Origin of the sequence: Lentilitoribacter sp. Alg239-R112 (assembly GCF_900537175.1) — a bacterium.
Classification (GTDB): Bacteria; Pseudomonadota; Alphaproteobacteria; order Rhizobiales; family Rhizobiaceae; genus Lentilitoribacter.
Map to the genome: position 1 here is coordinate 2,628,764 of NZ_LS999833.1, position 13,035 is coordinate 2,641,798.

At 47.3% G+C, this 13,035-nt stretch carries 10 protein-coding genes; all 10 read right to left on the minus strand.

The features are described 5' to 3' along the window. Nucleotides 1-71 precede the first annotated feature (71 nt). The 10 genes from G3W54_RS12985 to G3W54_RS13030 all read right to left on the minus strand — a co-directional run bounded on the left by G3W54_RS12985 (nucleotide 72) and on the right by G3W54_RS13030 (nucleotide 12,962). Nucleotides 72-1,046, minus strand: coding sequence for a TAXI family TRAP transporter solute-binding subunit (locus tag G3W54_RS12985; RefSeq protein WP_162653444.1), 975 nt, complete (start codon nucleotides 1,044-1,046; stop codon nucleotides 72-74). 53 nt (nucleotides 1,047-1,099) lie between these two features. Then, on the minus strand, nucleotides 1,100-2,995 hold the full coding sequence (locus G3W54_RS12990; RefSeq protein ID WP_162653445.1) for a TRAP transporter fused permease subunit: 1,896 nt from the start codon (nucleotides 2,993-2,995) through the stop codon (nucleotides 1,100-1,102). Then, nucleotides 2,988-4,181 (minus strand): ROK family transcriptional regulator, encoded by a 1,194-nt coding sequence (locus G3W54_RS12995; protein ID WP_162653446.1) that lies wholly within the window; start codon nucleotides 4,179-4,181, stop codon nucleotides 2,988-2,990. Before G3W54_RS12995 ends, G3W54_RS12990 begins: the two co-directional genes overlap by 8 nt. Before the next feature lie 328 nt (nucleotides 4,182-4,509). Then, a complete protein-coding gene (locus G3W54_RS13000; protein WP_162653447.1) occupies nucleotides 4,510-6,897 on the minus strand; it encodes a transketolase in 2,388 nt (795 codons plus the stop codon). A 1-nt stretch (nucleotide 6,898) separates the two neighbouring features. Beyond that, the gene (gene ugpC, locus G3W54_RS13005; RefSeq protein WP_162653448.1) at nucleotides 6,899-7,981 is read right to left on the minus strand and encodes a sn-glycerol-3-phosphate ABC transporter ATP-binding protein UgpC; all 1,083 of its coding nucleotides are present in this window, start codon (nucleotides 7,979-7,981) and stop codon (nucleotides 6,899-6,901) included. Nucleotides 7,982-7,991: 10 nt separating this feature from the next. Then, entirely contained in the window at nucleotides 7,992-8,828 is an 837-nt protein-coding gene (locus tag G3W54_RS13010; protein WP_162653449.1) for a carbohydrate ABC transporter permease, read from the minus strand. A 9-nt stretch (nucleotides 8,829-8,837) separates the two neighbouring features. Continuing rightward, entirely contained in the window at nucleotides 8,838-9,701 is an 864-nt protein-coding gene (locus G3W54_RS13015) for a sugar ABC transporter permease (protein WP_244627932.1), read from the minus strand. Nucleotides 9,702-9,769: 68 nt separating this feature from the next. Then, nucleotides 9,770-11,029 (minus strand): sugar ABC transporter substrate-binding protein, encoded by a 1,260-nt coding sequence (locus G3W54_RS13020; RefSeq protein ID WP_162653451.1) that lies wholly within the window; start codon nucleotides 11,027-11,029, stop codon nucleotides 9,770-9,772. Nucleotides 11,030-11,065: 36 nt separating this feature from the next. Further along, a complete protein-coding gene (locus G3W54_RS13025) occupies nucleotides 11,066-12,217 on the minus strand; it encodes a PLP-dependent transferase (RefSeq protein ID WP_162653452.1) in 1,152 nt (383 codons plus the stop codon). Then, the gene (locus tag G3W54_RS13030) at nucleotides 12,210-12,962 is read right to left on the minus strand and encodes an FCD domain-containing protein (protein WP_244627892.1); all 753 of its coding nucleotides are present in this window, start codon (nucleotides 12,960-12,962) and stop codon (nucleotides 12,210-12,212) included. The genes G3W54_RS13025 and G3W54_RS13030 overlap by 8 nt, the downstream gene beginning before the upstream one ends. Between the last annotated feature and the right edge of the window lie 73 nt (nucleotides 12,963-13,035).

Sequence of the window (13,035 nt, forward strand, 5' to 3'; positions counted from 1 at the left end):
GGTATATTCCTAATTTTGATAGATTGCCTAGGTCATCAAGGGGACGGCCTAGGCAGATGGATGTGTGAAGCTTAACCGCCAGTTCTTGTGACGAACTCTTCAATGCCTGGCACATTAATTTCACGATAGTACTTCAACGCGCCCGGGTGTAGTGGCGACCCAAAACCATTTAGAACTGTATCAGCAGACATCTTCCCAAATGCAGGATGTACACCCGCTAAAGCATCAAGATTTTCAAACACTGCTTTCGTCATTTCGTAAACGCGCTCTTCTGACACGTCAGCTGAAATCACCAGACCATTAGCCAGACCAAATGTCGGCGTATCACTAGCCACATCCTCATAAGTACCACCGGGGATGGATAGACGGAAATATGGCGGGTAGTCAGCACGTAACGCATCAAAGAAAGCATCTTCAACCGGGATCAATTTAAGATCGCGTTGCGCGTTCAGTTTGATCACCGGAGCAAGTGGAAAAGAACCATTCCAAAGCGCAGCATCAATGTTCCCATCGCTTAGCATATCTACCATGTCACCAAGTCGTACACGAAAAGGTTCAAAATCATCGCCTGCAACTTTACCCATCAAAACATTGGCATCAAGCATTGATACGCCGCCCGGCTGTCCCATACCGATACGTTTACCCTTAAGATCTTCAATCGCATTTACAGGACCGCCATCAAGGGTGATAATGTGCATTGCAACAGGTGCAATCGACATCCATGACATGATTTTTCCAGCTTCCGAACCTTCGTAGTTTCCTGTCGCTGTATAAGCCTCATATGCGGATAGGGATGTTGCCATTGATGCTTCCAGCTCGCCGCCCTGCATCAGTGCAATGTTGGCAACATAGCCTTTTGTTTCCTCTGCTGTTGCCTGAACACCATCAACATTTTTGTTGATGACATCAGCAATACCAGCAGACCAGGTATAGGCCGTACATGTCACCGGACATGAGCCGATGGACAAAAAGTCATCTGCCTGAGCCAACGGCGGTGCGGCAAGCATTGCTGCCATAAAGATTGTGCTCTTGAGATTAAGTTTCATTAGAAGTCTCCCTTTTTGGTTAAATTGACTGAGTTCAACCCAGTTTCGGTTTCTTACTTTGCTAATGTGGTTGTTCGCCGCAAAGACCAGACGATAAGTACTGTTAGCAGCACGAAGGCTGTTAGATCGAAACGCCAGTCGGAATTCATGAATAGAATGGCCGTACCCGCAAATAGGAGGCGCTCAATAATGTTCAGTCGGGCTGTGAAATGCCCGAGCATGGCCGCACTTGCGCATATGCCACCGACAATGGCAGTCACAAATGACATTGATATTTGAACCCATGTTACATCCAGCCCAAGAATGGCAGGATCATAGACAAAGAAATACGGCACTGCGAATGCTGCCATCCCGAATTGACAAGCCAATATTGCGATTTTCAACGGATTGCCATTTGCTATAGATGCAGCAGCATATGCGGCCAGCGCAACAGGTGGCGTGATAGATGATAACATCGCCGAATAGAGAACAAAGAGGTGGGCTGCAAGCAGGCTCACACCCAGATCTACTAAGGCAGGCGCGACGAGCGTAGCCACTAGAATATAAGCAGCCGCAGTAGGCAATCCCATGCCCAAAATGAGGCAGGTGAACATTGTTAGAACGAGTGCCAATGGGAGAGAGCCACCAGACAACATGACCACTAGAGTAGAAAACTTTAAGCCAATTCCCGTCAGCGTAATAATTCCGATAATCACACCCGCAACGGCACAGGCGAGTGCAACAGGTATCACTGCACTCGCAGCCGAAACACACGTCTCAACAATCTTGCGCGGTGATAAAGCAGTACTGCGATGAATATAACTGACCAGAAAGGATGCTGTAACAGCCCAGAATGATGATAGCATAATGGAGTAACCGCTAAGCAACATGCTCACAAACACAGGCAAAGGCATCAAAAGATACGAGCGCTTTAAAATCATAGGCCAATCGGTGACAGAATCCACATCACGCAATATTGGTATATTTCGCTTCACGGCCTCAAAGTGAACCATTGCCAACAGGACCGCATAAAAAATCACAGCAGGTAAAAAAGCAGCCTTAGCAATAGTGAGATATGATGTATTTGTGAACTCCGCCATGATGAACGCTGCCGCGCCCATAACTGGCGGCATTAACTGCCCACCTGTCGAGGCAACAGCTTCAATCGCGCCTGCCGCCTCTTTGCGGTATCCGCTCTTGCGCATCAAAGGAATAGATATCGGACCGGTAGTTAAAACATTGGCAACTGCCGTGCCTGAAATCATACCCATCAGACTGGAGCCGACAACGGCAGCTTTTGCAGGCCCGCCGCGCATCCGACCGGTTAAGGCCGTTGCAAAATCCATGAGCACTTGGCCTGCGCCCGTTTTCTCTAGTAATGCACCGAGAACGACAACACCTGTGACAAAGGTCGCACTAACACCCAGCGGGGTTCCAAAAATGCCACCTCCACCTAAATAAACCTGTGAAGCGACCCGCTTGAGCGAATACCCCCTGTGCGCAAGCGGGTCGGGCAGGTATGCGCCATATAGCCCATAAAGGAGAAACATACCTGCTAGGAGAACAATGGGCCAACCTATCGTGCGACGACAGGCATCAAAAAGCGCGATCACAAGCAATGAACCAAAAATGATTTCATATGATGTGATCGCACCGTAACGGTTGTTTATTGCCTCAAAATTAAATAATTGATGGCCGGCGGCGATTGCTGCACCCACCAATGCCAAAACGATCCATATCCGGTCAAGAATAACTACGGATCTTTTTGGTATTTTGTCAGACGCTTCGTAGGTCATTCTGAAAACGGTCGCAAACACAAGTATCAACACAATAAGAAGATGTGCGCTTCGTTGTATGCCATCCGGAAAAACGCCAAAGAAGGCTGTATAGAGTGTCAACCCAACCAAGCAAATCGCTGAAATTGCGATGATCTTAGACAACAAATTGCCCATGAGTGTTTCATCATCCATGGGCGATCTCCTCAGATTGTTCGATGGTGCGTGCAAATCTGTCGTAATCAAATCGATCAGAATAACAAAATGAATGTAATGCTAACAATGCCGCTGATTCCACGGACGAAATTGTACCTTTAGTCAATTGAAAAGATGTTTCCGGATCATGGTCAAACTGCTGAGCGAGCATTGCCATGACCCCATCGATATAACGATCATTTGCACCCAGATATCCACTAAGAATAATCATCTTGGGACCAAGCAATTTGGCGACGCTATCGAGCGCCGGAGCAAGTTTTTCGCCAGCCTCAGTTACCAGATCTGAAACCTTGTCATTTTCAAGTGCTGCAAGCAGTGAATCTGCATAGAATGATAGTTTTGACGTATCAAACGCCTGATGATCCAGCTTACCCATCTTAGATAAAAGTCCAAAACCTGTGGCAGAAAGGTTGAGACAATCGTGCCGACCACATACGCAGGTCAAGGGACGTTCTTCCGCTCGAAAATGGCCCAAAAGCCCAGATATTCCAGAATCACCGCGAACAAGCCTGCGCTCTGAAACCATACCAGCGCCGACAAATGTTGCTACGTGGATCAGAGCAAAATCTGCAATTTTGCGTGCTACACCAAATCGCATTTCAGCAATGGCTAACGCGTTAGCAATATTTTCGATTTGGACGGGCAGATTAATAATTTGTTGAATTTCGCGACAAAAGCGACCACCATCATTTGCCCAACCAAAATATTCCGATGTTACAATCTCACCGGCATCTGGCAATGTTCTAGCGGACAGCGCCACCCCAACGCCGACAATTCGATCGACATCGATCTCAGAAGTTTCAATCAGTTCACGTAGTGCATTTGCATAAAACCGAGCGGCGTCTTCGACATTTTCGAATGATAGATTTTCTGATCTGCTACTTGCAAAAAGTTCACCATCGGCATCACAAATTGAAACCTCAGAATGATAAGCGGAGACCGTGATACCCACTGCAAACAATCCACTTTTTACAATCCGCAAACCAATTTTTGGTCGACCAACATTTTTTTTCTTAGTTTTGGTTTTATCGACGATATCGAACTCTTCGACAATTCTGACTGCCAGCAATTCTCTAACAATTCGGGTTGCTGCCATCTCTGAAAAACCGCACATACGGGCGAGTTCCGCCCTCGACACACCAGGATTTGCCTGTATCTGTGACAAGATCATGCCTCGGTGTGTTTTCCGCAGACTGGCAGGCGTAGAATTTGACTTTAAATTAATAACCATCTGTTAGTTATTAATTATTAAGGTGATTGAGTCAAGTGCATCTATCATCCAATTTGATAGACCATTCAATTAAAGGATTGTAGCGCACCGTAATTAGTTAATATTTATCAAATACTTAATGACAAGAAATCTGTTCCAACTGGAGATCAGAAGCATGCGCAACTCACCAACATATCAAACCATCAAAATGATGGGCTGGCGATATACATCACATAATCTTGGCACTAGGAAGCGATGAGATTCGAACTCAAATCGATTAAAACTAACTCGCAAGTGGAGACAGATAGCGAGCGCCACGGCCTGGAAGTAAAGCTCGTGCAGCATGCATAATTGCGTTCGCATCTAACCCATGTAGATGATAGATATCATCGACAGTACCCGCTTGCCCGAAATGTTCCACACCAAGTGATTTAGTGCGATGTCCAGTAACACCACCAAGCCAACTCAAAGCTGCCGGATGTCCATCGGTGATGGTCACTAGACCAGCATCTCTTGACACCCCCTCAAGAAGTATTTCCACATGTGACTGGGCAGTATCGTCGCCACGTTGCCTTGCCCGTTCGGCGGCCTGCCATCCAGCGTTCAGTCGATCAGCCGACGTGATAGCCAGTACAGCTACATCACGCATATCTTCGGCCAAAAGACCAGCAGCTTTAATCGTCTCTGGAGCGACTACACCAGTATATGCCAATATCACGGATGTTGACGCTGTTGGCTCACGTAGCCAATACCCACCAGCTACAATTTCTCTGGTCAGTTGATCAGTCATCTCTCGTTGAAGCTGCTCTTGTGGCAAAGTGGACAAACGCAAATAAATTGATCCACCTTTTTCATCCCGCAGCCAATTCTCTTCATCCTCAGACGCAGCCCCATCACGCTGCATATAGTCAAAACCCCAGCGCATGATAACGCTCAACTCATCGGCATAGGCTGGCTCGAAAGTTGCCAGACCATCCTGCGCCATTCCGATAAGAGGTGTTGAAATAGATTGATGGGCTCCACCTTCATGACTAAGCGTCACCCCCGAAGGTGTAGCCGCAAGCATAAACCGGGCATCTTGATAGCAGGCATAATTGAGCGCATCGAGACCACGGCAAATGAAAGGATCATACACGGTACCCACGGGCAAAAGTCGTTCTCCAAAAAGAGAATGGGAAAGACCCAAAGCACCGAGAAATGTAAAGAGATTGTTTTCAGCAATACCCAACTCAACATGGCGTCCGTCCATATGGCGCTTCCATTTCTGTGCAGATGGAATTGCATGATCTCGAAATACATCCGCCTGATCAGATTTAGCAAAGAGCCCTGTCTTGTTAATCCACGGCCCCAGGTTGGTCGAGACTGAAACATCCGGTGATGTGGTCACGATCCGTGCAGCCAGTTCCGGCGCGCCAGACGCAATTGAGGAAAGAATTTGCCCAAAGGCTTCCTGTGTCGAAGCTCGTTGTTTGAAGCGAGGCGTAACAGCGACAGTCGTAGATATGTTCGCAGCAGCATAGCGGCGAGAACCTTCAGAACTGAACGACACATTATTCAAAAATGCCTGTATTTCAGCACCTTGAATATCAAGTCCAGCAAAAGGTTCCCATTCCTCACCCTCAGCAATTCCCATACCATCGCGCAGACCTTCAATCTGGGTGGTTGTCATGATTCCCGCATGATTGTCCTTGTGGCCAGCTAACGGTAAGCCATGGCCTTTAACAGTATAGCAGATAAAACAAACCGGGCGATCATGATCAATCGCTTTCATTGTCTTGGCGATAAGTTCAGCATCGTGACCTGCAAGGTTGCTCATCAACCGCGCCAACTCATCGTCATTGTGATCAGCAACCAATGCCAGCGTTTCGTTATCACCAGAAAAGTCTGTTTCAAGATGCTCTCGCCAGGCCGCACCGCCCTTAAAGGTAAGTGCCGAGTAAAGACCATTTTCGCAACTGTCGATCCAAGTACGCAGTTTTTTACCACCGGGTCGTTTAAATGCTTCTTGCATCAAAGTGCCATATTTTAGCTCAACAACGTCCCAGCCACATGCGACGAAAATATCACGAAAGCGTGCATTCAAACCTTCGGTTACGACCCCATCTAATGACTGCCGATTATAGTCGATGACCCACCAACAATTGCGCAAATCGTGCTTTGCACCTTCTAGAAGTGCCTCATAAATATTACCCTCGTCAAGTTCAGCATCACCAACCAACGCGATCATCCGTCCCTTTGGCTGATCCAACCACCCATGCGCGGAAATATAATCCTGTGTCATGCTGGCAAAGGCCGTCATCGCTACGCCCATACCTACAGATCCAGTAGAGAAGTCGACGTCATCCTTATCCTTTGTCCGCGATGGATAGGGTTGCGCGCCCCCCAGTGCACGGAAATCCTGTAGCTGCTGACGCGTCTGATTACCAAGCAAGTACTGAATTGCATGGAAAACAGGGCTCGCGTGGGGTTTCACCGCAACGCGATCTTCTGGTCGCAACACATCGAAATATAGTGCATTCAAAATAGCATTCATGGAGGCAGACGATGCCTGATGACCACCAACCTTTATCCGCCCTTTTGTTCGAACATTATTTGCGTTGTGAATCATCCATGACGACAACCAAAGTGTCTTCTTCTCCAGAGCACTACGGATATCAGGCGTAATATTCATCTCATATCGCCAAATCTACTTTTGCGTGCTCCAAAGCAGTGCCATCGGATGCAAATAGATGAGCGTTTTCACGCTGAACACGCAATCCAACCTGTTCACCTGAACGTACCCGAATATTGCCATGCATTCGAACCATCAATGGACCAAGACCGTCAACCTTTAGATAGATATTGGTATCCGAACCTAAATGCTCCACGACATCCACAATGCCAACCAAATCTCCGATATCTACAACATCGACATGCTCTGGACGAATGCCAAGTTCCACAGCACCTTGTGTATTTGGCAAATGCGGCAATGTCAGGTCGGTACCGTCTGCAAGTGTTATGCCGGTTCCAGTTGCCGTACTGCTGACCGGAACGATGTTCATCGTTGGCGAGCCGATAAACTGCGCAACAAACTTGTTCGCCGGTCGTTCATATAGATCAAGCGGACTTCCGATTTGCTGGATGTCACCGCCATTTAAGACAACAATGCGGTCCGCCAAAGTCAGCGCTTCAACTTGGTCATGTGTCACATAGACCATTGTTGATTTCAGTTTTTGATGTAGTCGTGCAATTTCCAGACGCATCTCAACTCTCAACGCAGCATCTAGGTTTGAGAGCGGCTCATCAAACAAAAAGGCTCGCGGGTCACGAATAATGGCGCGGCCCATAGCAACACGCTGGCGTTGTCCGCCAGATAGTGCTTTCGGCAATCGCTTTGTCAACTCCGTCAGGCCTAATGTTGTCGCAGCTTTTTGAATACGAGAAGCGCGTTCCTCTATGGGGTCTTTACGAATCTCCATGGAAAAACCCATATTCCGTGCAACGTCCATATGCGGATAGAGCGCGTAAGATTGAAACACCATTGCAATATCACGATCACGCGGGCGCACATCGTTCATCCGTTCACCATCAATCAGGAAATCACCGCCTGTAATCGGTTCAAGCCCTGCAATCATGCGCAAAAGCGTAGATTTACCGCAACCTGACGGACCGACGAGGACGATAAATTCGCCATCCTGGATCTCAAGGTTGATGTTGCGCAGAACTTCGACAGAGCCGTAACGTTTCGCAACGTCTTTGAGTTCAATATTTGCCATATCAGGCCTCCTATCCTTTTACTGCACCGGACGTTAAGCCCTGCACGAGGTAGCGTTGAATGAAAATGAAGAATAGACAACTTGGGATTAACGCCAGCACTCCAGCGGCCATCATCTGTCCCCAATCGACTGAGAACTTTGACACAAAAGTCAACAAGCCCACTGGAAAAGTCATCGCATCGTTTTTAGAAATCAGCATGAGAGCGAAAAGAAGCTCTGACCATGCTGCAGTAAAGACGAAACCCAATGTCGCGCCCAGACCTGGCAATGTCAGCGGAAAAATCACCTTACGTAAAGCTTGAAAACGAGTACAGCCATCCATCATTGCTGCCTCCTCAAGATCCTTTGGAATCCCATCAAAGAAGGATTGCATTAAAAAGGTTGCGAAGGGAACGTTAAATGCTGTGTAGACAATAATTAGCGAGGTAAGTGAATTAAGCAAACCGAGAGATGCTACAATCTTGTAGATCGGCGCAATAATCATCAACAACGGGAACATCTGTGTGATAAGCATGACCGCAATGATGATCCGCTTGCCAGCAAAATCAAATCGGGAGAAAGCATAGCCTGCGCCTGCCGCAACCAAAGTTGTTACTGCCGCTGTGCCAAGTGACACATAGAGTGAGTTTCCAAAATAAGCCAGGAAATCTGTCTTAAATAAAACAGACTGAAAATTATCAAACGTCAGTGCAGAAGGCCAAATATGGGTACCTTCCGTGAAGATCATTTGGTCGGGCGTGATCGCTATCTTGAGCAGCCAATAAAGTGGAAATAATGCAAAGGTCAAGTATGCTAAAAGAGCGACGTACTTTCCTGTGGTCACCACGGGATTAGAAGCAGTTATCATAATATCACCTCAGATCTTGACCAGCTTCTTACGAAGCCAAAGTAGAATGAAAGCATAAATCAGCAAGATACCCAGTAGTGCGACCGCGATCGCAGAGGCATATCCGAAATCAAGTTTACGGAAAGCAGTTGTAAAAATGTAAGAGCTGACGATTTGGGTGGAGTTTGCAGGCCCCCCGCCTGTCATCACGTAAATCAGATCCGCAAAATTTGCGATCCAGATGGTGCGCAACATAACAGTGATGGCAATCATTGGCGCAAGAAATGGCAACGTGATCTTGGTAAATGTCTGCCAAACCGACGCGCCGTCGATCTCGGCAGCTTCATAAAGCTCGCTGGGGATCGACTGAAGTGCCGCCAGTAAAGTGATCGCAAAAAACGGGATACCAAACCAGATATTGGCGACAATAGGTCCCCACATTGCTATGTCTGGATCACCCATGATGTTGTACGGCTCAGGCAGGATACCAAGGGCAGTCATCCAATGTGGCAACGGACCAATAACTGGGTTGAATAACCACGCCCAAGTTAATGCAGACAAAAACGTTGGTACAGCCCATGGTAGGAAGACTAGAGCTTGAAATAGCTTTTTACCGTAGAACTTTGTGTTGAGCAGCATCGCTAACCCAAGACCCAACAGAAATTGGAAGGAAATTGACCAGAATGTCCACCAGAAAGTATTTTCCAGTGCAATCCAGAATTTCCGGTCAGACCAGAGCGCTTGATAGTTCTCTAACCCCACCCAACCAGTATCAAACGGGTTAAGCAGCTCGATGGCCTGAAAAGAATAGGATATCCCGATAATCAACGGGATCAACATAACAATCCCAATCAGGAGTATAGCTGGCGACAGATAGATAAAGGGTTCTACCATATACTGCCAGTACAGCGAGCGACCTGCCCGGCGTACGCCGGGCGAGGTCTTATTATGTGAACGAGTGATCACTGTTTCGCTTTCCATTTAGCGTATTCATCAGTCAAAAGCTCAGCCCATTCGTCAGCAACGTCTTGCGCTGTGCGCTGACCAAGAAGTGCTTCCTGACTGCTTTCAAGCAAAACGGTACTACCAAAGTAACCCCATTTTTCAAGATATGTAGGCATGACAGTTGGGACATACTGATCCCCATTCAACTCATCAAACCAGCCCTTAAACTGCTCGGTTTTGAAGTGCGGATCTTGATCGGCACCTTCATGAATTGGAATCACACCAACGCGTTTTGACCAAGTGGCATTTGCCTCCGGCTCAGACAGAGCTGCAACAAGGTTCCAGGCATCATCTTCATGTTCGGTCGTTTTGAAGATAGACCAACCAGCAAAACCGATCGTCGGGAATGCTTTACCAGACGGACCAACCGGCATCGGAATGACAGCAAAATCTTCTGCAGGCATACGCTCAGAAATAGCAATAAGAGCATCTGGGTCCTGATCTAGGAAAGCACATGTGCCAGAATAAAAACCAGCAACAATTTCATTGAATCCCCAGTTAACACTGTCTTTCGGTGCATTACCACTTTGGTACATATCGATCATGAACTGAATGCCTTCGACTGAACCAGGCTCATTAATCCGGCTTTTACCGTCTTCAGTAAAGAATTCATTTGTACCATTCATGGTAGCGGCAAACATGATCCAGCCATTGGTACCACCAGGACCACCACGAAGACAGTAACCTGATTTACCATCCAGCTTGGACACCGCGGTAGAAGCAGTCATAAACTCTTCCATTGTTGCTGGAGGATTTTCAATTCCAGCTTCCGCCAACAATTTCTTATTGTAGAACATTGCACGTAGATAAAAGCCGTATGGAATCATATAAAGATCACCAGCTTGAGACCCCATAGCAACAGTTTTATCGGTTAGCGTAGAACCGTGCTTCCATCCAGATACGTGGTCAGCTAGGCTTGCCAATTGACCTGAACCAGCATAAAGCGCTTGCCATGTATCAGGCATTTCAACCACATCAGGCACATCTCCGCCAGCAACCATTGTAGCTAACTTTTCAAATGCCTGCCCCCATGGAAGACTAACGATTTCGACGTTAACTCCAGGATTATCAGTTTCATATTTATCTACGATTCCCTGTAGTACTTTTGTTCGCTCAGGGCTTGTGATGACTTCCACTAACTTCAAGGTCGTGTCGGCATAGGCCGCACTTGCCATCAGCATCGTGGCGGCACAGAGGCCGGTAAGTAGACGTTTCATGTTAATTCCTTCCTATAGTTGATGTTCAGCGTCTTATTATGTGGCGCTTTGGCTTAGGGCGTTTACAAAATCTGCCCAAAGATCTTCTGGGTCTTCCAAACCAAGGCTCAGTCGAACCAAGTTTGGTGAGACACCAAATTTCTGCATTGAATTCTGCTCTCCAGCTTGCGCCAAGCCAACACGAGCCGGCAGCATAAGGCTCTCAAAGCCTCCCCAGCTAACCCCCAATCGAAAATGACTTAGCGCATCAGAAAACTTCGGAATATTAACGCTATCGTCAAACTCGACCGACATTAGCCCTGAACGCCCGGTCAGGCCTGGAACAGCATTGGCCCCCGGACTATTTATTTTTCGGACTTGCGGGATTGCTGACAAGCGATCAACAAAAAGATTGGCCGTTGCCTGATGCTGCATCATTCGTATATTGAGCGTACGAAGGCCACGGGTTAACAAAAAGGCTTCAAATGGTGCAAGCTTTGCACCCAGAAGCGATAAAGTCAGGTCACGGATGCGTGCGATGTGGCTAAAGGAGGATACCACAACACCCGCAACCGTGTCCGAATGGCCTGAAATATACTTCGAGGCCGAGTGAATAACGATATCAATGCCCAGTGTTAACGGACGTTGAAACACAGGACTTGCCCAGGAATTATCGACCATGGTTACGGTGCCATGCCGTTTGGCATATTCAGACACCTTTTGCAGATTGATCGGCTGGAAAATAACTGAATTCGGGCTTTCCAGATAGGCCAGATCAACACCGCTCAACAAGTCAGCATCATTTTCAAATGCTTCTGCGGAGTGATAGCTAATCTCTACACCGAATGGACGCAATATTCGTTCCATAAACCGAAACGTGTCTGGATAAACATGCTCAACGCAAGCTATCTTAAAACCCGGCTTAACATAGGCCATCAATGTTGACGTAATCGCAGCAATGCCGGAGGCAAAACCAACAGCCGCCTCTCCACTTTCAGCCTTAGTCATGAGGTCTTCAAAAGCCGTTACTGTCGGATTTTGTACCCGCGTGTAAAGAGGTTTATCTGAGATACCAGCCATACGGTCTTCAAAAGCCTGATAACTATCAAAAGAAAAGAGCGAGCTTTGGACAATTGGCGGTGTCATAGCACCATCTTCATCATCAAATACGGTCGCCATTAGCGTCGCGAAATTCTGCTGGTCAGACATTTTGCCCCTCCATAATTTCGCGAACATCATCTTCTACCATGTCCATGATCTTCGTCATGATTTCAGCTGCAGACTCTCCATCTCTCTCGGTGATGGCGCGCGCGAGGTCAGGGTGAAGTGGAATAGTTTCCAGACCAAGATGCGGCTGACCAAAAGGTGTTTCATAAATGGCGTTAAACCCCTCTTGAATTTGCCTGATCAATTGTTCAAATAATGGATTTCCAGATGCTTCATGGATTGCCCTATGAAAACGATGATCGGCAGCTCGCCAATCTTCGCCAGCCTCATAAGCAGCCATTAATTCTGCAACTCTTGCAAGGATAACGCGCGATTGTTGCGTCGTAACGTTTCGAGCAGCAACCCGCACAGCTTCGATCTCAAGGGGGCGTCGAACAGCATGTGTTCTAAGAAGGCTCTCAGCCTCCAGTTTCAACGTAACAGGCAAATGAATATCTTTAGAAGACACCTCAGCAGCAAGCCGTGTTCCTGCCTTCTTGTTGCGTGTAACGATGCCCATATTTTGCCAAGCAATCAACGCTTCGCGAACCTTCGAGCGCCCGACATTGAGCTTCTTGGCAATATCAACTTCTGGAGGCAACCGATCGCCGATCCCAAGCTCCGCACGCTCAATCATGCGTGAAAGTGCCTCAAGCACATCCCGATTTTTATCTGAGCTTTCAAGATGCACAAGGGCATTTGTGGCAGCAGAATCTAGAGTTGTTTTTTTGCGGGTTAGTTCAGACACTCTCAATCCTCAAAATCTGTAGTACTGAAACCTTACACATAATGTCACACAAAATCAACATAATGTATGACAT

Bases quoted from the DNA above. Each gene is read 5' to 3' on its own strand.
- G3W54_RS12990 (WP_162653445.1), bottom strand. From the start codon at position 2,995: ATGGATGATGAAACACTCATGGGCAATTTGTTGTCTAAGATCATCGCA.
- G3W54_RS13020 (WP_162653451.1), bottom strand. From the start codon at position 11,029: ATGAAACGTCTACTTACCGGCCTCTGTGCCGCCACGATGCTGATGGCA.
- G3W54_RS12985 (WP_162653444.1), bottom strand. From the start codon at position 1,046: ATGAAACTTAATCTCAAGAGCACAATCTTTATGGCAGCAATGCTTGCC.
- G3W54_RS13010 (WP_162653449.1), bottom strand. From the start codon at position 8,828: ATGATAACTGCTTCTAATCCCGTGGTGACCACAGGAAAGTACGTCGCT.
- G3W54_RS13025 (WP_162653452.1), bottom strand. From the start codon at position 12,217: ATGTCTGACCAGCAGAATTTCGCGACGCTAATGGCGACCGTATTTGAT.
- G3W54_RS13000 (WP_162653447.1), bottom strand. From the start codon at position 6,897: ATGAATATTACGCCTGATATCCGTAGTGCTCTGGAGAAGAAGACACTT.
- ugpC (WP_162653448.1), bottom strand. From the start codon at position 7,981: ATGGCAAATATTGAACTCAAAGACGTTGCGAAACGTTACGGCTCTGTC.
- G3W54_RS13015 (WP_244627932.1), bottom strand. From the start codon at position 9,701: ATGGTAGAACCCTTTATCTATCTGTCGCCAGCTATACTCCTGATTGGG.